Origin of the sequence: Leclercia sp. 119287, assembly GCF_009734485.1 — a bacterium.
Lineage (GTDB): Bacteria > Pseudomonadota > Gammaproteobacteria > Enterobacterales > Enterobacteriaceae > Enterobacter > Enterobacter adecarboxylatus_C.
Genome location: NZ_CP046445.1, coordinates 690304 through 712155, shown reverse-complemented (window position 1 = coordinate 712155; position 21852 = coordinate 690304). Strand labels below are relative to the sequence as shown.

The following is a 21852-nucleotide window of genomic DNA, read 5'->3' as shown; positions in this document are numbered from 1 at the left end:
TTAAACTCCTAACTTCCATGACAGGGTACGCAGCAGATCGGCAAACACGCCCGCCGCCGTCACATCGTTCCCTGCGCCATAGCCGCGAAGGACCAACGGCAGTGGCTGATAATAGTGGCTGTAAAACGCGAGGGCGTTTTCGCCATTTTTCACTTTGAACAGCGGATCGTTACCGTCTACCGCCGCCATCTTCACCCGACAGACGCCGTCTTCTTCGATGTTGCCAACATAGCGCAATACCTTCCCTTCATCACGGGCTTTTGCAACGCGGGCTGCGAAGGCGTCATCCAGCTGCGGCAGATTCGCCATAAAGGTCGCCACATCGCCGGAGTCGTCAAAGCTTTCTGGCAGAACCGGCTCGATCACGATATCCGACAGCTCCAGCTCACGTCCCGTTTCACGGGCGAGGATCAGCAGCTTACGCGCCACGTCGGTCCCGGAGAGGTCGTCACGCGGATCCGGCTCGGTGTAACCCAGCTCGCGCGCCACTTTGGTCGCTTCTGACAGGCTCATCCCTTCGTCCAGCTTGCCGAAGATAAAGGAGAGCGAGCCCGACAGGATGCCGGAAAAACGCTGCAGTTCATCACCGGCATTGAGCAGGTTTTGCAGGTTTTCGATAACCGGCAGCCCCGCGCCGACGTTGGTGTCATAGAGGAACTTACGGCGGGATCTCGCCGCCGCGTGACGCATCTGATGGTAGTAATCCATCGACGAGGTGTTGGCCTTTTTGTTCGGCGTGACCACATGGAAGCCTTCACGCAGGAAGTCGGCGTACTGATCGGCCACCGCCTGGTGCGAGGTACAGTCGACAATCACCGGGTTCAGCAGATGATACTCTTTCACCAGACGGATCAGGCGGCCCAGATTGAACGGCTCTTTCGCCTCCGCCAGCTCTGCCTGCCAGTTCTCGAGGTTCAGTCCGTGAACGTTGGTCAGCAGGGCTTTGGAGTTTGCAATGCCGCAGACGCGCAGATCGATATGCTTTTTCTTGAGCCACTCTTGCTGACGCTTGAGCTGCTCCAGTAACGCGCCGCCCACGCCACCGACGCCAATCAGGAACACTTCAATGACCTGATCGGTGTTGAACAGCATCTGATGAGTGACGCGTACGCCGGTGGTAGCATCGTCGTTATTCACCACCACGGAGATGGAGCGCTCTGAGGAGCCCTGGGCAATGCCGACAATATTAATGTTCGCCCGCGCTAGCGCCGCAAAGAATTTCGCCGAGATGCCGCGCAGAGTGCGCATGCCATCACCCACCACAGAGATGATCGCCAGATGCTCCTGGATGGCAATGGGCTCCAGCAACTCTTCTTTCAGCTCGAGGTAGAATTCCTCCTCCAGCGCCCGACGGGCACGCAGGCAGTCCACCTGCGGGACGCAGAAGCTGATGCTGTATTCGGAAGAAGACTGGGTGATCAGCACTACCGAGATGCCGTTGCGCGACATGGCGGCAAAGACGCGTGCCGCCATCCCCACCATACCTTTCATACCCGGCCCGGAGACGTTGAACATCGCCATGTTGTTGAGGTTGGAGATGCCTTTAACCGGCAGGCCGTCCTCGTCATTACTGGCACCAATCAGCGTGCCTGGCGCCTGCGGATTACCGGTGTTTTTTATCAGGCATGGGATCTGGAACTGGGCGATAGGGGCAATGGTGCGAGGATGAAGAACTTTGGCGCCGAAGTAGGAGAGCTCCATCGCCTCCTGATAAGACATCGACTTCAGCAGACGGGCATCCGGCACCTGGCGCGGGTCGCAGGTATACACGCCGTCGACGTCGGTCCAGATCTCGCAACAGTCGGCACGCAGACAGGCGGCCAACACGGCCGCAGAGTAGTCGGAGCCGTTACGGCCCAGCACCACCAGCTCCCCTTTTTCATTCCCGGCGGTGAAGCCCGCCATCAGGATCATATGGTCAGCAGGAATTTTGCCTGCCGCAATGCGACGGGTAGATTCGGCAATATCTACGGCGGATTCGAGGTAATGGCCAACAGCGAGCAGTTTTTCAACCGGATCGATCACCGTGACGTTATGGCCACGTGCTTCCAGCAGACCCGCCATGATGGCGATAGAGAGTTTTTCACCGCGGCAGATCAGCGCCGCGTTAATGCTGTCCGGGCACTGCCCCAACAGGCTGATACCATGCAGAACGTGTTTAATCTGGGCAAACTCTTGCTCAACAAAAGCTTTCAGCTGGGCATGCGGAAAGCCAGGTTGGGCATCCGCCAGGCCCTGCAGCAGGTTAGCAAAGATCTGCTCTGCGTCGCTGATGTTCACCAGTGCATCCTGACCCCCAATGGTCTTTTCAATCATCGCCACCAGGTGGTTGGTAATTTTAGCCGGGGCAGAGAGTACCGTCGCCACCTGCCCCTGCCTGGCATTGCTCTCCAGGATGTCGGCAACACGCAGAAATCGTTCTGCATTTGCCACTGATGTACCGCCGAACTTCAACACTCGCATGGTTGTTACCTCGTGATCTTTAGCCGAAAAAAAAGCCCGCACTGTTCAGGTGCGGGCTTTTTTCTTTCTTTCCTGTACGCGTCAGCCCGCACCGTTACCTGTGGTAATGATGATGGTTGTGGTAATGGTGGTGATGCTGATGCGTTTCATGGATGTTGTGTACTCTGTATTATTATCTGTCTGTGCTGTCTACCTCTATTGGTTAAAGCATACGTGCCGCTAAGTCAACGAATTTCTGATTTAAGCGCCTTTCCCGACCCTGTCACGTCTCGCTGTCTGAGATTTTATTTCTGCCCGGATCGGGCCGTATGCAACCCATAGTCTGGAATATTTAACCATAACTAAAAGATATGACGGACTTTTACTCTGCCAGCTTTTTTTCGATATCGTGCAGCAATCGGTGCAACATTGCCGTGTCTCGCTGAGCTAACAGGCCCAGCCGCTGCTGTAGCCACTCCACCATTTTTTGATCGTCAGCGACGTTCAGCGATGTCAGCAGACGATCGGTGCGCGCACGTAAAGCGGCAAGCTGGTTTTCATCTACGTCGGCCACCGGGGCAACCGGCATTTGCATCAGAGAGGCTAATTGATAGCAATACACCATCACCGCCTGACCTAAATTCAACGACGGGTAATCCGCCACCATCGGCACGCCGGTCAATACATCTGCCAGGGCGAGCTCGTCATTGGTCAGGCCGGAATCTTCGCGCCCGAAAACCAGCGCCATCTTCGGCATCCACTGGCTTTTCTCTGCCATCAGCGGCACCAGTTCAGCCGGCGTAGCATAGTAATGAAACTTCGAACGGCCGCGGGCAGTGGTGGCAACCGTAAAAGAAATGTCGTGCAGCGCGTCTGCGAGCGTTTCATAAGTCGTTAAATTATCGAGAATATCTCCCGAGCCGTGCGCAACACGCCGCGCCGCCGGATCGTTCTGGGCGTCACTGGCAACGATACGTAGATCGGTAAACCCCATGGTCTTCATGGCGCGCGCTGCGGCACCAATGTTTTCTGCTCTTGCGGGGGATACCAGTACGATTGACAAATGCATTTATGCTCTCTTTTTAAGCAGTTAGCCGACAAAAATGTGATGGACATCATCATATTACGCGGCACGAATTTACAAAATTGCAACACAAATCACCGAAATAGCGTTTCACTACAAATTAAAATTACTAAACTATTTCATCAGTGAACCTTACGCGATAATGTTACAGAATAGCACTTATCCTTATGTTTAATAATGATAATGCTTTCTTTTAGCGGGTGTTGACATTGGATTCGCCTTGTTTATTAATTAATGAACGCAACTGGTTGGTTTATTGAAAAAATGTGACAAAGGCTAGCAATCCGCTACGATGATTTCATCAAACTGTTAACGTGCTACAATTGAATTTGATATATGTCAACGAAGCGTAGTTTTATTGGGTGTCCGGTGCCTCTTAACCTGTTATGTTGCTGTTAAAATGGTTAGGATGACAGCCGTTTTTGACACTGTCGGGTCCAGAGGGAAAGTACCCACGACCAAGCTAATGATGTTGTTGACGTTGATGGAAAGTGCATCAAGAACGCAATTACGTACTTTAGTCACGTTACGCCGGTCATGTTAATTTGTGGCATGTATCAGGCAGGTCAGGGACTTTTGTACTTCCTGTTTCGATTTAGTTGGCAATTTAGGTAGCAAACATGCAGACCCCGCACATTCTTATCGTTGAAGACGAGTTGGTAACACGCAACACGTTAAAGAGCATTTTCGAAGCAGAAGGCTACGATGTCTTTGAAGCGACCGATGGCGCAGAGATGCATCAGATCCTTTCTGAAAATGATATCAACCTGGTCATCATGGACATTAACCTGCCGGGTAAAAACGGCCTTCTGCTGGCGCGCGAGCTGCGCGAGCAGGCGAACGTTGCGTTAATGTTCCTGACCGGCCGCGACAATGAAGTTGATAAAATTCTTGGCCTGGAAATCGGTGCGGATGACTATATCACCAAACCTTTTAACCCTCGCGAGTTAACCATTCGTGCACGCAATCTGCTGTCCCGCACCATGAACCTGGGCACGGTCAGCGAAGAGCGTCGTAGCGTAGACAGCTACAAATTCAACGGCTGGGAACTTGATATTAATAGCCGTTCGCTGGTGAGCCCTCAGGGCGACCAGTACAAACTGCCGCGCAGCGAATTCCGCGCCATGCTGCACTTCTGCGAAAATCCGGGCAAGATCCAGTCCCGTGCAGAACTGCTGAAAAAAATGACCGGCCGTGAGCTGAAGCCGCACGACCGCACCGTTGACGTTACCATCCGCCGTATTCGTAAACACTTCGAATCCACGCCGGATACCCCAGAAATCATCGCCACCATCCACGGTGAAGGCTATCGTTTCTGCGGCGACCTGCAGGAGTAATCCCGCAGATCGGCCATAAAAAAACGGCGCTTTCGCGCCGTTTTTTTATTTCCATAACCGCATCGCATCCTTATCCGGTTCGGCTGGTGGCTCCGGGCGCTTCGGCTGGGAAAGCGAGTACCAGTCAAAGTGACGGGTGAGATACATCACTGCGAACAACGCCAGTGCCAGAACGGCAGAACCCAGCAGCAGTGCGCTGTCTTCCGAACGCAGCAGGAACCACATCACCACGTCCAGCCCCAGCAGCGCCACCACAAACATGCTGCTGCGTCTCCAGCTTTTCAGCACCGCCTGCAGATAAACGCCGTTCATCACCGCTCCCACCAGGCTGGCAATAATCCAGGCGGGTGTAAAACCAACATGCTCTGACAGCGCCAGCAGCACCAGATAGAACAGCACCAGCGACAGACCGACCAGCAGATACTGCATCGGATGCAGGCGCAGCCCGGTTAAGGTTTCAAAGACAAAGAAAGCCATAAAGGTCAGGGCAATCAGCAGAATGGCGTACTTAATCGCGCGGTCCGTGAGCTGATACTGATCCGCGGGGGTGGCGACCGTCACGCTAAAGGCCGGGATAGTCTGCCATTCGGGCGTCTCCCTGTCGTTGAACCAGCCCGCCAGGTTGTTGGCAAACCAGCTGCTTTTCCAGTTCGCCAGGAAGCCCGAGTCGCTAATCTGGTGCTTAACCGGCAGGTAGTCACCCATAAAACCCGGATGCGGCCAGTTGCTGGTCAGGGTCAGTTCGCTGTTGCGCCCCACCGGAACCACTGCGAAACTGCCGGTGCCCGCCAGATTCAACGACATCTCCAGGGTGAAGGTTTTAAGCGCCAGCGCGTTGTCGGTCAGGGGCATATGGATGCCGGATAACGCCCCGTGCACACCTGAGCCGGGCTCAATGCTTAAGGTCTCACCGTTGATTTTTGACGCGCTCACCGCGCCAATTCCGCGCGCATCACCGACGCCAACCACGATAAAAGGCTGCCCCAGGGTCATGGTTTCACCCTTCAGCTGCGCCAGTTTATCGGTATTAAACTGGGCTTTGATCCTGAGATCGGTGTTCCAGATTTGCCCGTCATAGATGCCGATATTGCGCGTCTCAACGTGCTGATTACCTTCGACTAACAGCGACTCCGGCAGGATGAAGTGCATATAGCTTTTCTTATACTCAACTTTTTTCTCGTCCTCCAGCTTGTAGTAAATCTCCGTCACCGGAATGGCGATCAGCGGGCCAACCAGCTGCTGTGGGCCACTGGTGCTTTGACGCAGCGTGTTTTCGACCGCGTTGCGGTAGCTCTCGCGCTCCGAAATCAGATTACCCACCATAAACAGCGGGACGAGTAACAGCAGAATGCACCCCAACAGGGTGCTGACTTTCCAGAACAGGGGGGATTTCATAGTGGCTCTCCTTTGTGATGAAGAGAGCCTAACTGCGCTATGTGGGGCCAGTTTGAAGTTATGTGAAGGGACGGTGAAGTGTCAGCGTGGCCGTCACGCCGCCTTCGGGCCGGTTTTGCAAATCGATGCTGCCCTGATGCAGACGCGCTACCTCCTGCACAAAGGCCAGCCCGAGCCCGCTGCTTTTCAGCCCGTTCGAGCGCGGGAGCGAGTAGAAGCGTTCAAAAATCCGCGCCAGGGCGTAATCCGGGATCCCACCGCCGCTGTCGGTTACGGTGATGTTCACCTGTCTGTGGGCTTCCGTGGCCGCAAGCTGGATTGCTCCACCCGGCGGGGTGAAATCGATGGCGTTATCCAGCAAATTGCCCAGCGCCTGCTCAAGCAGCTCGGGATCGCCCGCCACGCGGCACGAAGTGCCCTGAAATGTCAGGGTGATGTTTTTCGCTGCCAGCGTTGCCGCGCGCGCATCGGCAAGCCGCGTAAAGAGTACATCAACGCTGACGCTCACCGGGACAATCTCTATCCGATTCTCAAGACGAGCCTGGGCGAGGAGCTTTTCCACCAGCGACTGCATGCGCGCATTTTGCACCAGGATATTGTCGATAAACCGCGCGGCCACCTGAGGCGGCGGCTGTTCGGCCAGAATTTCCGCCGCGCCGCGAATTGCGGCCAGCGGACTTTTCAGCTCGTGGGTAAGCGCATGAACATAGTGTTCAATGTAATTCTTCCCCTCTAGGCGAATACGCATATTCTCCAGCGCCTGTGCCAGCTTGCGGAGTTCGCTGCTGCCCGGATCGGGCAACGGCAGCGGGGTATCGCTGGTGACCGAGTCGGCATAGCGCGACAGGGTGTGAATCGAGCGGTTGATCCACCAGGCCACGGCCAGGCCAATCAGCAACGCAATGCCCAGCAGCGCCCCGCCGGCCCAGAGGATCCGCCGCTCGCTGCGCTTGATGACCGGCGCCATTGCGCTATTGGGCTTTCCGACCGACAGCACGCCGATGATCCTGCCCCGATCGACCACCGGCGCGGCAACGTACATCACCGTACTCTCGGGATCGTCCGGGTTGCCCGGGGTGCTGCGGGCGCCATATTCACCACGCAGGGTCAGCCAGACGTCGTTCCAGCGCGAGTAATCCTTCCCCACCGCAAGGCCAGCGGAATCAAACACCACCCGGCCCTGGGCATCGGTCATGTAGACATGATACTCGTTGCGCACTTTGTGAATGCCGCCGATGTTGGCGCGAAAGGGTCGCTGATGGAGCTGCGAAAAGGCCTGCGCCAGCCTGCCCTGCTGCGCATCACCCGAAAGCAGATCCTCCCGTCCGACTTCGGCCAGCAGCGTGGCGGTGTCGATCAGCGTCCCTTCCGTTGCCCTGCGCACGCCGGGCTTCACCTCCTGGACAAAGATCGACAGCACAAACCACGCGGCAATGGCCACAATCAGGAAGTACCCCAGCAACAGCCGCATGCCGATGCGCATTAATATAATCCCAGGCTGTAGCCCATGCCGCGGTGGGTGCTGATGGGAGAAAGCCGATCGTTCACCGCCCGCAGCTTGGCACGCAGGGTTTTAATATGGGTGTCGACGGTGCGATCGAAGCTGTCGCCCTCCTCCCCCCAGACTCTATCCATCAGCTGCTGCCGGGAATAGACGCGGCCTGGCGCATGCAGCAGCGTTTTGAGCAGCAGGAATTCGTAGCGCGTCAGCGGCAACGGCTCTCCGCACCAGCTGATGCGGGCGGCGGGCTCGTTCAGCTCAAACTGGCCGATACGGACGATCTCAGACGGCGCAGCGGATTTTTGCATCCGCCGTAAAATCGTTCGCACCCGGGCGCACACTTCCCGGGGCGAGAAGGGCTTGGCGACATAATCATCAGCCCCGATCTCCAGCCCGAGCAGCTTGTCCACCTCATCGCTGCGGGCCGTCAGGAACAGCACCGGCAGCGCGGGATGCTGCGCCAGCAGCTGGCGGCACAGCTCAAAGCCGCTGATGTCCGGCAGGCCGACATCAAGAATGGCGAGCGCCGGGATCTGCCGGCGCGCCTCCTCCAGCACGGGCAGGCCGCGTTCGAAGGCCTTCACTGCAAAGCCCTCCTGCTGAAGCATGTAGATCAGCGTTTCAGCGATACTGATTTCGTCTTCAACCAGCCAGACCACGGGTTGCTGCATGGGGTATTCCTGACTTAATGCCACGGCATAATCGGCACCGCGCTCAGCGCATTTTTTGGCGATCCCTCCACGACCTTATCCGAGTAGGCGAGATAGGCCAGCGCGTTACGCTTCGCATCATAGAAACGTACGACCTGCAGTTTTTTGAACACCAGTGAGGTGCGTTTCTGGAATACGACTTCGCCCTGCGACTTGCCGTTTTTGATCTTATCGCTCAGCTCAACCGGCCCCACCTGCTGACAGGAGATCGCCGCATCGGAAGTGTCTTCCGCCAGCCCCAGTCCGCCTTTGATACCGCCGGTTTTCGCCCGGCTGATATAGCAGGTCACGTTTTTCACATCGGGATCGTCAAAGGCTTCAACGACAATTTTATGGTCGGGCCCGAAAACCTTAAATACGGTATCAACGGAACCAATTTCTTCTGCCTGCGCGGCATGACCGGTTAATAACAGCAGCGTGGTGAGGATCAATGTCTTGTATTTCATATTGTTACCATATTTAAAAATTGCATTGAGTCATTATTCAACAATCATATGAAAAAAAGCAGCAAGATCACAGGATTAGAATATATCCTTCCGGAATTGAGGGCGAAACGCATTTAAGCGCAAAAAAAACACTGAATGCTAAAACATCAAAAAATGCTATTATCCGCTAACCTGTTAGCAGGGTATCTGCTGTATTAAGGATGAGGATAGTATATGGATCAGGCTGGAATTATTCGCGATCTTCTTACCTGGCTGGAAGGCCATCTGGACCAGCCTTTGTCACTCGATAATGTGGCGGCAAAAGCGGGATATTCTAAGTGGCATTTACAAAGAATGTTCAAGGATGTCACCGGTCACGCTATCGGCGCCTATATTCGCGCGCGTCGTCTTTCCAAATCCGCCGTGGCGCTTCGCCTGACTGCGCGTCCTATTCTGGACATCGCCTTACAGTATCGCTTTGATTCGCAGCAGACCTTTACCCGCGCGTTCAAAAAACAGTTCTCGTTGACCCCTGCGCTCTATCGCCGCTCGCCGGACTGGAGCTCGTTCGGTATGCGTCCGCCGCTGCGTCTGGGCGAGTTCGAAATGCCGAAGCACGAAATGGTCACCCTGCCGGAAACTCACCTGGTCGGCACGACCCAAAGTTACTCCTGCTCGCTGGAGCAGATCTCCGAATTTCGTCATCAGATGCGTGTCCAGTTCTGGCGTGATTTCCTCAGCCACGCCCCGGCCATTCCGCCATTGCTCTATGGCCTGAACGAGACGCGTCCAAGCCTTGAAAAAGATGACGAGCAGGAGGTCTTCTACACCACGGCGTTAACGCCTGAGATGGCCAACGGCTATATTCAGGGCTCGAAACCGGTGGTACTGGAAGGGGGTGAATACGTGATGTTCACCTATGAAGGGCTGGGAACCGGCGTGCAGGACTTTATCATGACGGTCTACGGTACCTGCATGCCGATGCTGAACCTGAATCGCAGAAAAGGTCAGGATATTGAGCGTTACTATCCGTCAACGGATGTTAAGCCGGATGAACGCCCAATCGATTTGCGCTGCGAATATCTGATCCCCGTTCGCCGTTAACGCTGCAGCTCATCTAACGCAGGGGCATCGAGATGCGAGATATCCCCTGCCATCTCTACAATCCAGCCTGACGCCAGCCATGGACTCTGCTGATAGTCGATGCGGGAAAGCGAGCAGTTACGCAGACGCAGGCGGCGCTCAGCCCATGCTGGCAGCCCGAGGATCGTACTGACCAGGCAACCTAACGCCATACCGTGACTGACCAGCAGCGGTCGACTGCCCTCGGGCAGCTCCAGACAGGCCGCCAGCGCCGCGTGCATACGCTCGCTCAGCTCCAGCATCGATTCACCTTCCGGTATGCGACCCTCTTCAGTGCCGTTAACCAGCGTGCGACGCCATGCCTCTTCCTCTTCGGTCAGGGTATCGATAAGGCGCTGTTCCAGGACCCCCATATCCAGCTCGCGCAGGCGAGCATCCACAGTGACATCGCAGCCGCAGGCCTGCGCGATAATCTCTGCTGTGCGTCGCGTACGACCTAAATCGCTGGCGATGATATGGGTGATGCCCAGTGTTCTGGCGCGTTCGCCAACCTGACGGGCCTGTTCCTCGCCCTTGGCAGTAAGTGGACTGTCTGACTGGCCTTGAATACGTCGCTCGGCGTTCCACTGCGTTTCACCGTGGCGAACAAGGTATACCTGTAACATGCTTTTTTTCCGTTATACTGCGATGATATTTTTAGAGTTAGGCTTAATTATGCACCAGGTTGTCTCTGCTACCACTAATCCTGCCAAAATTCAGGCAATTCTAAGGGCATTTGACGAGATCTTCGGCGAAGGTTCCTGCCATATTGCGTCCGTCAGCGTCGAGAGCGGCGTCCCGGAACAGCCATTCGGCAGCGAAGAAACACGCGCTGGCGCACGAAACCGCGTGGCGAATGCCAGAGCCGCCTGTCCCGAAGCGGACTTTTGGGTGGCGATTGAAGCGGGCATTGACGAAGGCGCAACCTTTAGCTGGGTGGTGATCGAGAGCCGGGATCGGCGCGGTGAAGCGCGCTCGGCCACTCTGCCGCTACCAGAGATCATTCTGGATAAAGTGCGCGAAGGTGAAGCGCTCGGCCCGGTGATGTCGCAGTACACGGGCATCGATGAGATTGGCCGTAAAGAGGGGGCGATTGGGGTCTTTACCGCCGGGGTGCTGACGCGCTCAAGCGTTTACCACCAGGCGGTGATTCTGGCGTTGAGCCCGTTTCATAATGCGATTTACCGTTAATTGCCGCAGCATTGCCGGATGGCGGCTTCGCCTTATCCGGCCTACGGTTTGCCCTCAAGCAATACCTGTTCGAGCCAGTGGCGCAGCTCAACCGGCGCCGATTTCAGGCTGTTCGATCCGCGTGTGATGGTTGCGATCCCTGCTCCCAGCTCGCTTTTCAGCTCACGCTGGCTCATCTCGCCGCGCAGCAACTCCTCGATGATCCGCACCCGCGTGCCCAGCGCCTCGCGCTCGTCGGGGGTGAGCATCAGCTGCAACAGCGGCAGATGCAGATCCTGTTCATAAGACTGGCGAAGCAGCTCCACAAAACGAAGCCACTCCTGATGACGTTGCTCGGCCATAGCCGATGAATAAGGGGAATGCTGGGTCATGTTATGCCGCCTGTTGTACTCTTAAACGAGTACAAGCATAACATAACCCACACCGATCAGTAACGTCGCTGCCACTCACTGTCGCTCATCAGGGCATCTTTCTGTCCCATGAAGTAGCGATAGTAAGCATCATACGCCAGCACGTTCTTCACATAGCCGCGGGTTTCCGAGAACGGAATGCTCTCGACAAAGGCCACCGCGTCGATGCGTCCGGCGCTGTTGCCAAGCCAGGTGCGCACCCGCCCCGGGCCAGCGTTATAAGCTGCTGACGCGAAGATGCGGTTATCACCGAACTGGTTGTAGACGCTCTGCAGATAGGTAGTGCCAATGTTGATGTTGGTCTCGGGATCCAGCAGCTGCGACGGACTGCTGTAGCCCGGCAGATTAAACTTCTTCACCGTATGGGCGGCGGTGGCAGGCATCACCTGCATCAGACCGCTGGCCCCCACCGGCGAGCGCACTTTCGGGTTCCAGGCGCTCTCCTGGCGGGCGATCGCCATCGCATAGCTCTGCGGAATGTCTTTCCCGCTGGTGTAACGATCGAAGAGATCTTTATAGGCCAGAGGGAAACGCTCTTCGAGATGATCCCACAGCTTGCCGGCGATCGTCGCCTGCACGCTCAGATCCCACCAGCGGTTATCGAAGGCATAGCGCGCCAGCTGGGCTTTCTCCTGTACGGTGCGGCTGGTAACCAGATTGGCCCATTCACTGCGGGCGGTGTTATCCAGATTCCAGTACATCAGCTCGCGCACCCGCGCCATTTCCGGCCCATTTACCAGCGCCGCGTTGACGCCGGCCGGCGCTTTATCAATCCTGAGGCTGTACTCTTCGCCAAGGCGCTGAGCCGCCGCCATCGGATAGAAACCACGCTGCTGCATCAGAGCATGCAGAATCGATTTCGCCTCGTCGTCGCGCCCCCGCTCCAGCAGGAGATCGGCCTGCCAGTAGCGCCATTCATCTTTCTCTTTAGCTTCCATTGGCAGACGCGCCAGCCAGGTGTTCAGGCCGCGGCGATCGCCGTTGCCCAGCGCCATACGCACCCGTCGCTCCACCAGCGAGGTGGACTGCGACCGCATAATCGCATCGTCGCGCCAGCGGGCCTGTTCATCAGTGACATCGCTGCCCATCAGTCGCCACGCCACGATATCGCGCAGCTCCTGGGTCTGATCTTCATTCAGCTGCTGGGCCTGGGCCAGGGTCGGGATCATCAGCCGGGCATTTTCCACGTCGTCCCGCGCCACGCTGGTAAAGGCCACCGCCGCCATCTGACGGGTAAAATCGGTAGCCCCGGTGTTGCGGGCAAAATCCATCACCGTCTTCGGATCGTTAGCCAGCTGGATTAAGGCGCTGGAAATAGTCTGATACTCCGGCGGCATCTGCCCGGCGAGGGTGGTCACCAGGCGGGTGTTGCCCGCTTTCATCGCCAGGCGGATCCGCTCGAGATACGCCAGCGGATCCTGTTTGCCGGACGCGCGCCAGGCGCCGAACAGCGAGTCACAGGCGTTGGGCTGGCTTTTCCCGGTCAGCCACAGCTCTTTGGCGCCGTTCCAGGCCTCTTCCTGCTGACCCGTCACCCACTTCGCATAGTAGTAGTTACACTGCGCTTCGGTGGTGCCCGGCTTCTCCGGGCTAAAGGCCAGCAGGCCACGCCAGTCTTCACGACGCGCCAGCTCGTTCACAAATCGCGACTGTAAGGTGCGGGCGGGCGGCAACGTCGGGTTGGCCTGAATAAAGTTTTTGACGGTGATCGTCGGCTGGTTCATCAGATCGTCGGTCAGCTGACGGTATTCCAGATACGGATACAGCGGATAGTCTTTCAACGTCGGCATCAGGGCCTGCACCGTCTCCATCTGTCGCTGATCCCACGCCTGTTTGATCTGTGCATAGCGGTTACGTTGTTCATCCAGTGAATCGGCTCGCGCCGCGCTGCTGATGGTCAGCACGCAGACGCTGGCAGCAAGCACTCGCCAGGCCACCTGTTTGGCTTTTACCACACGCTCGTCCTCTGTTAATCGTCATTAAATGCAGCATCGTGCCGCGCAAAAGCGTAATTAACTTATGCTAACCAGGCATCCTCTAATGCGCCACGTCATGGACACATTTTTACCTTTCTTGCGCGCTTTAACACTCCCGGCGTCGATGGCTGGGATTAGGCAGGGAAAAAGGCTACACTTCGCCACTATTCTCATCACGATAAAAGAGGCGAAGTCCAACGTGGCTCAATTCGTTTATACCATGCATCGTGTCGGCAAAGTGGTACCGCCGAAACGTCATATTCTCAAAAATATCTCGCTGAGCTTCTTCCCGGGCGCAAAAATCGGTGTTCTGGGTCTCAACGGTGCCGGTAAGTCCACCTTGCTGCGCATCATGGCGGGCATCGATACAGACATCGAAGGTGAAGCCCGTCCACAGCCAGGCCTCAAAATCGGTTACCTGCCGCAGGAACCGAAGCTGAATCCTGAGCACACCGTTCGCGAGTCCGTTGAAGAAGCCGTTGCCGAAGTGGTTAACGCGCTGAAAGGACTGGATGAAGTGTACGCGAAGTACGCCGAGCCGGATGCCGACTTCGATAAGCTCGCGGCCCAGCAGGGTAAATTTGAAGAGATCATCCAGGCACATGACGGCCACAACCTGAACGTGCAGCTGGAGCGCGCGGCCGATGCCCTGCGTCTGCCAGACTGGGATGCCAAAATTGAAAAACTGTCCGGTGGTGAACGCCGCCGCGTCGCGCTGTGCCGTCTGCTGCTGGAAAAGCCAGACATGCTGCTGCTCGACGAACCGACGAACCACCTGGATGCGGAATCCGTCGCCTGGCTGGAGCGCTTCCTGCACGACTTCGAAGGGACCGTTGTGGCGATCACCCACGACCGTTACTTCCTCGATAACGTCGCGGGCTGGATCCTGGAGCTGGACCGCGGAGAAGGTATTCCGTGGGAAGGTAACTACTCCTCCTGGCTGGAGCAGAAAGATCAGCGTCTGGCGCAGGAAGCTTCTCAGGAAGCGGCGCGTCGCAAGTCGATTGAGAAAGAGCTGGAGTGGGTTCGTCAGGGCGCGAAAGGCCGTCAGTCTAAGGGCAAGGCCCGTCTGGCACGCTTTGAAGAGCTGAACAACGCCGAATACCAGAAACGTAACGAAACCAACGAACTGTTCATTCCACCTGGAGCCCGTCTGGGTGACAAAGTGGTTGAAGTCAGCAACCTGCGTAAATCCTACGGCGATCGCGTGCTGATCGACGACCTGAGCTTCTCGGTACCGAAAGGCGCAATCGTGGGCATCATTGGCCCGAACGGCGCGGGTAAATCCACGCTGTTCCGCATGATGTCCGGTCAGGAAGCGCCTGACAGCGGCACCATCACTCTGGGTGAAACCGTGAAGCTGGCCTCCGTTGACCAGTTCCGTGACGCAATGGACAACAGCAAAACCGTATGGGAAGAAGTCTCCGGCGGGCAGGATATCATGCGTATCGGCAACACCGAGATGCCAAGCCGTGCCTACGTGGGCCGCTTCAACTTCAAAGGCGTTGATCAGGGTAAACGCGTGGGCGAGCTGTCCGGCGGTGAGCGTGGTCGTCTGCACCTGGCTAAGCTGCTGCAGGTTGGCGGTAACGTCCTGCTGCTCGATGAACCGACCAACGACCTGGACATCGAAACCCTGCGCGCGCTGGAAAACGCCATGCTGGAGTTCCCGGGCTGCGCGATGGTTATCTCGCACGACCGTTGGTTCCTCGACCGTATTGCGACCCACATTCTGGATTATCAGGATGAAGGTAAAGTGGAGTTCTTCGAAGGTAACTTCACCGAATACGAAGAGTACAAGAAACGCACTCTGGGCGCCGACGCGCTGGAGCCGAAGCGTATCAAGTACAAGCGTATCTCGAAATAAAAGCACTGATTGCCGGGTGGCAGCTTCGCCTTACCCGGCCTGGGAAACCGTAGGCCCGGCAAGCATAGCGCCGCCGGGCAATTAGCGGCAGAAGCGTTACCCCTTCTCCCCCATCATCTCTTTCACCAGCTCCACGCAGCGCAGGAAGCGGGCGTCATAATCTGCCTCTTCCACATGCACAAAGTCTATATTGTTCGCTTCCAGCATCTCCACCAGCATGGTCTGGAACTCTTTCCTGTCCACCGAGCTGCCCAGGCTGCGCATCCCATCTGCCACCCACGGCGTGTTGTTCTCCAGCAGGATCACCAGATCAAAGCGGTACTCGTCGATCAGCGCCTGCACAAAGGGGTGCTCGCGCCCTTCGTATTTTTTACAGAACGCCTGGGTAGTGACGAAGTCGGTATCGACAAACGCCACTTTATTGGCGTATTTCACCGCAAAATCAATGTACTGGGCGTGTCCGAGCGCAATTTTGTCGTAGTCGGAATACTGCAACGCCATCTCATCACCGCCGAGGTGCGAGAAGACATAGTCCCGGCCATACTCCCAGGCGCTGGTGGTGTTGAAGATGTTGGCCAGCTTGTTGACCAGCGTCGATTTGCCGCTGGACTCTCCGCCGAGGATCGCCACGGTACGCACGAAGAACGGCTTCACCTCTGTCGGGATATACTCCCAGTAGCGGAACGGGTTCTCTCGGATCTGTGCCCCGCTGATGTTCATAAAGGTGCGTTTAGGATCGATCAGCACCGTTTCTGTGCCCAGGTGCTGGGGATACTGCGAGGCATCAGACTCTTCAGAAGTGTAGATCCAGTTAGGCTGGATCCCTTTCTCTTCCATGAACGCTTTTATGCCGTTGCTCCACACGTCCCAGCCGTGGGGATAGGGTTCCATCCCCTCTTCGTTAAAAGCATGAATGCGGATGTTCTTCTGGTACTTAAAGGTCTGTAGCAGCCAGCGCAGGCGGTCAGAAACGGTAGGCTGCTGGGACATGGCGCTGGCTTCGAACAGCTCGCGGTCGCGCTTGTCATCGTAGCCCATGATGATATGCAGTTCGTCCACCTGGCTACAGGCGCGCTGGATCAGATAGACATGGCCGGTATGCAGCGGATAAAACTTGCCGAACACCACGCCGATGTTCTTCTGCATCCGCGGGAATTCGAGCCCCAGAAAGCGATGCAGCGCTTCCAGCTTCTGCGCGCTGGGGCTTTTGATTTTGGCATTCAGCAGCTGGCTTAAATAGCCCTTGGTCATACCGCTGGCTTCCGCCACCTGCTGCAAGGTGCAGCCCTTCTGGCGGATCGCGGTCTTGATATAGTCAAATGACGACATAAATTACGGTGCCTCCTGCAACAACGAATACGTAATTATAAGTCGTCAAAGACACTTAGCGCATCAGAGAGTTTTTTAACGGGGAAAACCGTCATCCCTTCCGGCAGCTTTTTCGGCACGTTAGCGGCGGGCACAATCGCCCGACGGAAGCCGTGTTTTGCCGCCTCGGAGATACGCTCCTGGCCGCTCGGCACCGGACGGATCTCCCCGGCCAGCCCGACTTCGCCAAAGACCACCAGATCCTGTGGTAACGGACGGTCGCGCAGGCTGGAGACCATCGCCAGCAGCAGCGCCAGGTCGGCACTGGTTTCAGTGACTTTTACCCCACCGACCACGTTCACAAACACGTCCTGATCCGCCATCTGCAGGCCGCCGTGGCGGTGCAGCACCGCCAGCAAAATCGCCAGACGGTTTTGTTCCAGGCCCACCGCCACGCGACGCGGGTTACCCATCATCGAATGATCGACCAGCGCCTGGATCTCCACCAGCAGCGGGCGCGTCCCTTCCCAGACCACCATCACCGAGCTGCCGGAGGTGACTTCATCGCCGCGGCTCAGGAAGATGGCCGACGGGTTGCTGACTTCACGCAGCCCCTGCTCGGTCATGGCAAACACGCCCAGCTCATTCACCGCGCCGAAGCGGTTTTTATGGCTGCGCAGGGTACGGAAACGGGTGTCGGCGTCGCCATCCAGCATCACGGAGCAGTCGATACAGTGCTCGAGCACTTTTGGACCGGCCAGGGCGCCATCTTTGGTGACGTGACCGACCATGATGATCGCCACCCCGCGGGTTTTGGCGAAGCGCGTCAGGTAGGCCGCGGTCTCACGCACCTGGGCGACGCTGCCCGGCGAGGACTGCACGTCGGCCATGTGCATCACCTGGATGGAGTCGATCACCATCAGCTTCGGCTGCTCTTCTTCGGCAATCATGCAGATCTGCTCGATGCTGGTTTCGGAGAGCATATTCAGGTCCTGGGTCGGCAGCGCCAGGCGGTGCGCGCGCATCGCCACCTGCTGCAGCGACTCTTCCCCGGTAACGTACAGGGTCTTCATCTGCGACGCGAGCTTGCACAGGGTTTGCAGCAGCAGGGTGGATTTCCCGGCCCCCGGACTGCCGCCAATCAGAATGGCGCTCCCCGGTACCACGCCGCCGCCCAGCACCCGGTCGAACTCCTTAAACCCGGTGGAGAAGCGCGGCAGGGCTTCAAGGCTGATATCGGAGAGCTTCTGCACTTTCGATACGCCCGCGTTGCCCGCATAACCGCTCAGACGCTCGTTACGGGCAACGGTGGGTGAAGCGGCAACTCCGCGCACTTCGGTGATGGTGTTCCAAGCATGACAGGCGCTGCACTGCCCCTGCCAGCGCGGATAATCCGCACCACATTCATTACAGACAAATGCGCGTTTTGGAGCTTTCGCCACGTTTTACCTCTTTATTTCTGATTCACGCTGCCGGAGAGAATGCAGAACACCCCCATCAGGTCAGCATGACGGATAATGACTTCCGTCTTTTCATTCACGGTCGGTTTGGCATGGTAAGCAATGCCAAGCCCGGCCACTTTGATCATCGGCAGATCGTTCGCGCCGTCGCCAATCGCCACGGTCTGGGCAACCGGGATATCATATTTTTCCGCCAGACGCGTCAGGGTGCTGGCCTTGAACTGAGCATCGACAATCTGGCCGATCACGTTCCCGGTCAGCTTCCCGTCCCTGATCTCCAGTTCGTTGGCGACCACGGCATCCAGACGCAGCTTGTCGCGCAGATACTCGGCAAAGAAGGTAAACCCGCCGGAGGCGATGGCCACTTTCCAGCCCAGGGTTTCCAGCTTCAGCACCAGCTGCACCAGACCGGGCATCAGGGGCAGCTTTTCGCGCACCTGCATAAGAATATTGGCGTCGGCATCTTTCAGAGTTGCGACGCGCTGTTTCAGGCTGGCGGTGAAGTCCAGCTCGCCGCGCATGGCGCGCTCGGTCACTTCGGCCACCATCTCGCCGGTACCGGCCAGTTTGGCGATCTCGTCGATGCACTCGATCTGAATGGCGGTGGAGTCCATGTCCATCACCAGCAGTCCCGGCGTTTTCAGATGCGGGATTTTACCGAGCGGGGCGACGTCCAGCCCGGCATCGTGCGCCAGACGGGTGGCGCGCTGGGTCAGGGAACCGGCCAGACGAATGACCTGATAATCTTCCACGCACCAGGCGGCGACGATCACCATCGCTGCCCCCAGCTTGCTCTGATACTGGGTTAACTGCTGTTTATCCAGGCCGCGTCCATACAGCAGCCAGCCGCTACGGCCCGCATGGTAATCCAGTGGCATTACCTCATCACCACTTAATGAGAGCGGCAATCCTGGCCATAAAGAGACATCGTTGGGCAGGTCGCACCAGGTAATGTTTGGCATTAAAGCTCCTGTAAAATCGTTCGCGCCGGGAATCATCCAGGGGGGGAAAATAACGCATGAGGCTACCTTGTAACCATCACTTCTGGCAACATTAACCCCGAAAATTTTCAGCAGGTGGAATATGGCTCGTGCAAAACTGAAATTCCGGCTTCATCGTGCCGTGATTGTCCTCTCCTGTCTGGCCCTGTTAGTGGCGCTGATGCAGGGCGCATCCTGGTTCAGCCAGAATCACCAACGCCAGCGTAACCCGCAGCTTGAAGAGCTGGCGCATACCCTGGCGCGCCAGGTGTCGCTCAACATCGCCCCGTTGATGCGTACCGAAACGCCGGATGAAAAGCGCATTGCGCAGGTGCTGCGGTTGCTGACCGACGAGAGCCGCATTCTCGATGCCAGCGTCTATGACAATGAAGGCGAGCTGATCGCCCGGGCAGGCGAGCATGTCGAGGTTCGCGACAGGCTGGCGCTGGACGGTAAAAAAGCCGGCGGCTACTTTAATCAGCAGCTGGTGGAGCCGATTCAGGGCAAAAACGGCCCGCTCGGCTACCTGCGTCTGACCCTCGACACCCATACCCTGGCCACCGAGGCAAAACAGGTGGATAACACCACCAACATCCTGCGCCTGATGCTGCTGCTGTCGCTGGCGATTGGCGTGGTGCTGACCCGCACGCTATTGCAGGGCAAACGCACCCGCTGGCAGCAGTCGCCGTTCCTGCTTACCGCCAGCAAGTCGGTGCCCGAAGAGGAAGAGAGCGACAAGAAGGAATAGTGTTAAAGTAGCCAGACGAATCAGAAAAGGAACTTTGCCATGACGACGTTACGCCTGCTTATCTCTGACTCTTACGATCCCTGGTTTAACCTTGCGGTGGAAGAGTGCATCTTTCGCCAGATGCCCGCCACGCAGCGGGTGCTGTTCCTGTGGCGCAACGCCGATACGGTGGTCATTGGCCGGGCGCAAAACCCGTGGAAAGAGTGCAACACGCGACGCATGGAAGAGGACAACGTGCGCCTGGCGCGTCGCAGCAGCGGCGGCGGCGCGGTGTTCCACGACCTCGGCAATACCTGCTTTACCTTTATGGCGGGGAAGCCGGAGTACGACAAAACCATCTCCACCAACATCGTGCTTAGCGCACTACAGGCGCTGGGGGCGACGGCGGAAGCGTCCGGGCGCAATGACCTGGTGGTGAAAACCCCAGAAGGTGACCGGAAGGTCTCCGGATCGGCCTATCGCGAAACCATGGACCGCGGTTTCCACCACGGCACCCTGCTGCTGAATGCCGATCTCAGCCGCCTGGCAAACTACCTCAATCCCGACCAGAAAAAGCTGCAGGCCAAAGGTATCACTTCCGTGCGCGGCCGGGTGGCGAATCTGGTGGATCTGCTGCCGGGCGTGACTCACGACCAGATCTGCGACGCGATCCGCGAGGCATTTTTCGCCCACTATGGCGAACGCGTGGAAGCGGAAGTGATCTCCCCGGACAAGACGCCGGATCTGCCAAACTTCGCTGAGACCTTTGCCCGCCAGAGCAGCTGGGAGTGGAACTTCGGCCAGGCCCCTGCCTTCTCGCACCTGCTGGATGAGCGTTTCACCTGGGGCGGCGTGGAGCTGCACTTCGACGTCGAGAAGGGTCACATCACCCGCACGCAGGTGTTTACCGACAGCCTGAACCCGGCCCCGTTAGAAGCCCTTGCGGCCCGTCTGCAGGGCTGTTTGTACCGGGCGGATATGCTGCAGCAGGCGTGCGATGCGTTGATCGGCGATTTCCCGGAGCAGGAGATGGAGTTGCGGGAGCTGTCGGCCTGGATTGCGCGGGCGGTGCGGTAATAAAAAAGCCCGCTGACGCGGGCCTGTAAACCGTAGGCCGGGTAAGGCGAAGCCGCCACCCGGCACAACAGCTCTTACTCTTTATCGCCCAGCAGAACGGATTCCAGCGCGATTTTGATCATGTCGTTGAAGGTGGTCTGACGCTCAGCGGCAGTGGTCTGCTCGTGAGTACGGATATGGTCAGACACGGTGCAGATGGTCAGGGCTTTCGCACCGAACTCAGCCGCCACACCGTAGATGCCTGCCGCTTCCATTTCCACGCCCAGGATGCCGTATTTCTCCATCACGTCGAACATCTCGCCGCCGTCCGGCGCGTAGAACAGGTCCGCAGAGAAGATGTTACCCACGCGTGCTTCAACGCCCAGCGCTTTGGCAGCGTCAACCGCGTCACGCACCATGCCGAAGTCTGCAATCGCCGCGAAGTCATGATCTTTGAAACGCATGCGGTTAACTTTGGAATCGGTGCAGGCACCCATGCCGATAACGATGTCACGCAGCTTAACGTCCATACGCACGGCGCCACAGGAGCCCACGCGGATGATTTTCTTCACGCCGAAATCGGTGATCAGCTCTTTGGTGTAGATGGAGCAGGATGGGATACCCATACCGTGGCCCATTACGGAGATTTTGCGGCCTTTGTAAGTCCCGGTGAAGCCCAGCATGCCGCGCACGTTGTTCACTTCACGCACGTCTTCGAGGAAGGTTTCTGCAATGTGCTTCGCGCGCAGCGGGTCGCCAGGCATCAATACGACGTCAGCGAAATCACCCATCTCTGCATTAATGTGAGGAGTTGCCATCTTCAGTTCCTTTTAATTTGAATTTTTTTGCCCGGTGGCGCTT

Annotated in this window: 21 protein-coding genes and 1 other annotated feature; of the genes, 6 read left to right on the top strand and 15 right to left on the bottom strand. The window is 57.3% G+C overall.

The features are described 5' to 3' along the window. From thrA to yjjY, 4 genes are all read right to left on the bottom strand, one after another. Window positions 1–2463: a bifunctional aspartate kinase/homoserine dehydrogenase I gene (gene thrA / locus GNG27_RS03450; RefSeq protein ID WP_156262878.1), complete on the bottom strand. Its 2463-nt coding sequence runs from the start codon at window positions 2461–2463 to the stop codon at window positions 1–3. 25 nt (window positions 2464–2488) lie between these two features. Further along, window positions 2489–2606 (bottom strand) — a sequence feature (Thr leader region). Continuing rightward, window positions 2545–2613 (bottom strand): thr operon leader peptide, encoded by a 69-nt coding sequence (thrL, locus tag GNG27_RS03445; RefSeq protein ID WP_103181027.1) that lies wholly within the window; start codon window positions 2611–2613, stop codon window positions 2545–2547. (Overlaps the previous feature by 62 nt.) Window positions 2614–2824: 211 nt before the next feature. Then, window positions 2825–3511: a tRNA/rRNA methyltransferase gene (locus GNG27_RS03440; protein WP_156262877.1), complete on the bottom strand. Its 687-nt coding sequence runs from the start codon at window positions 3509–3511 to the stop codon at window positions 2825–2827. 399 nt (window positions 3512–3910) lie between these two features. Then, complete coding sequence (gene yjjY, locus GNG27_RS03435) at window positions 3911–4051, bottom strand: protein YjjY (protein WP_001541509.1); 141 nt, start codon at window positions 4049–4051, stop codon at window positions 3911–3913. 95 nt (window positions 4052–4146) lie between these two features. On the opposite strand from yjjY, the gene arcA reads away from it, so the two are divergent. Then, window positions 4147–4863, top strand: a complete 717-nt coding sequence (arcA, locus tag GNG27_RS03430) for a two-component system response regulator ArcA (protein WP_032616427.1) — start codon at window positions 4147–4149, stop codon at window positions 4861–4863. A gap of 45 nt (window positions 4864–4908) precedes the next feature. On the opposite strand, the gene creD is transcribed toward arcA, so the two are convergent. From creD to creA, 4 genes are read right to left on the bottom strand one after another with little or no spacing between them, the layout of a single operon-like run. Beyond that, window positions 4909–6258 (bottom strand): cell envelope integrity protein CreD, encoded by a 1350-nt coding sequence (creD, locus tag GNG27_RS03425; RefSeq protein ID WP_156262876.1) that lies wholly within the window; start codon window positions 6256–6258, stop codon window positions 4909–4911. A 58-nt stretch (window positions 6259–6316) separates the two neighbouring features. Then, on the bottom strand, window positions 6317–7741 hold the full coding sequence (gene creC / locus GNG27_RS03420) for a two-component system sensor histidine kinase CreC (RefSeq protein WP_156262875.1): 1425 nt from the start codon (window positions 7739–7741) through the stop codon (window positions 6317–6319). Further along, a complete protein-coding gene (gene creB, locus GNG27_RS03415) occupies window positions 7741–8430 on the bottom strand; it encodes a two-component system response regulator CreB (protein WP_156262874.1) in 690 nt (229 codons plus the stop codon). Before creB ends, creC begins: the two co-directional genes overlap by 1 nt. 14 nt (window positions 8431–8444) lie before the next feature. Next, window positions 8445–8915 carry a protein CreA gene (creA, locus tag GNG27_RS03410; RefSeq protein ID WP_142488165.1) on the bottom strand — a complete coding sequence of 157 codons (471 nt, stop codon included), beginning with the start codon at window positions 8913–8915 and terminating at the stop codon, window positions 8445–8447. A gap of 213 nt (window positions 8916–9128) precedes the next feature. Here creA and robA point away from each other — a divergent pair, with 213 nt between their 5' ends. Beyond that, window positions 9129–9998: an MDR efflux pump AcrAB transcriptional activator RobA gene (robA, locus tag GNG27_RS03405; protein WP_142488164.1), complete on the top strand. Its 870-nt coding sequence runs from the start codon at window positions 9129–9131 to the stop codon at window positions 9996–9998. Here the strand turns inward: robA and gpmB are convergent. Beyond that, a complete protein-coding gene (gene gpmB, locus GNG27_RS03400) occupies window positions 9995–10642 on the bottom strand; it encodes a 2,3-diphosphoglycerate-dependent phosphoglycerate mutase GpmB (RefSeq protein WP_142488163.1) in 648 nt (215 codons plus the stop codon). The genes robA and gpmB overlap by 4 nt on opposite strands. A 49-nt stretch (window positions 10643–10691) precedes the next feature. Between gpmB and yjjX the strand changes: the two genes are divergently transcribed. Beyond that, window positions 10692–11207, top strand: coding sequence for an inosine/xanthosine triphosphatase (gene yjjX, locus GNG27_RS03395; RefSeq protein WP_142488162.1), 516 nt, complete (start codon window positions 10692–10694; stop codon window positions 11205–11207). A gap of 41 nt (window positions 11208–11248) precedes the next feature. On the opposite strand, the gene trpR is transcribed toward yjjX, so the two are convergent. After that, complete coding sequence (gene trpR / locus GNG27_RS03390) at window positions 11249–11578, bottom strand: trp operon repressor (protein ID WP_142488161.1); 330 nt, start codon at window positions 11576–11578, stop codon at window positions 11249–11251. A 56-nt stretch (window positions 11579–11634) separates the two neighbouring features. Further along, window positions 11635–13572, bottom strand: a complete 1938-nt coding sequence (gene sltY / locus GNG27_RS03385) for a murein transglycosylase (protein ID WP_156262873.1) — start codon at window positions 13570–13572, stop codon at window positions 11635–11637. A 220-nt stretch (window positions 13573–13792) separates the two neighbouring features. Between sltY and ettA the strand changes: the two genes are divergently transcribed. Then, a complete protein-coding gene (ettA, locus tag GNG27_RS03380) occupies window positions 13793–15460 on the top strand; it encodes an energy-dependent translational throttle protein EttA (protein WP_106994160.1) in 1668 nt (555 codons plus the stop codon). A gap of 96 nt (window positions 15461–15556) precedes the next feature. Here the strand turns inward: ettA and nadR are convergent, their stop codons facing one another. Genes nadR through serB form a run of 3 tightly spaced genes read right to left on the bottom strand, consistent with a single transcriptional unit; the run spans window position 15557 to window position 19190 of the window. Beyond that, on the bottom strand, window positions 15557–16789 hold the full coding sequence (gene nadR, locus GNG27_RS03375) for a multifunctional transcriptional regulator/nicotinamide-nucleotide adenylyltransferase/ribosylnicotinamide kinase NadR (protein ID WP_142488159.1): 1233 nt from the start codon (window positions 16787–16789) through the stop codon (window positions 15557–15559). A 35-nt stretch (window positions 16790–16824) separates the two neighbouring features. Next, entirely contained in the window at window positions 16825–18210 is a 1386-nt protein-coding gene (gene radA, locus GNG27_RS03370; RefSeq protein ID WP_106994158.1) for a DNA repair protein RadA, read from the bottom strand. A gap of 11 nt (window positions 18211–18221) precedes the next feature. Further along, window positions 18222–19190 carry a phosphoserine phosphatase gene (serB, locus tag GNG27_RS03365; protein WP_142488158.1) on the bottom strand — a complete coding sequence of 323 codons (969 nt, stop codon included), beginning with the start codon at window positions 19188–19190 and terminating at the stop codon, window positions 18222–18224. Between the two features lie 121 nt (window positions 19191–19311). On the opposite strand from serB, the gene GNG27_RS03360 reads away from it, so the two are divergent. Both GNG27_RS03360 and lplA read left to right on the top strand, forming a co-directional pair. Next, entirely contained in the window at window positions 19312–19956 is a 645-nt protein-coding gene (locus GNG27_RS03360; protein ID WP_142488157.1) for a YtjB family periplasmic protein, read from the top strand. Window positions 19957–19995: 39 nt separating this feature from the next. Next, the gene (gene lplA, locus GNG27_RS03355) at window positions 19996–21012 is read left to right on the top strand and encodes a lipoate--protein ligase LplA (protein WP_142488156.1); all 1017 of its coding nucleotides are present in this window, start codon (window positions 19996–19998) and stop codon (window positions 21010–21012) included. Between the two features lie 74 nt (window positions 21013–21086). Here the strand turns inward: lplA and deoD are convergent, their stop codons facing one another. Beyond that, window positions 21087–21809, bottom strand: a complete 723-nt coding sequence (deoD, locus tag GNG27_RS03350) for a purine-nucleoside phosphorylase (RefSeq protein WP_010427122.1) — start codon at window positions 21807–21809, stop codon at window positions 21087–21089. Window positions 21810–21852: the final 43 nt, after the last annotated feature.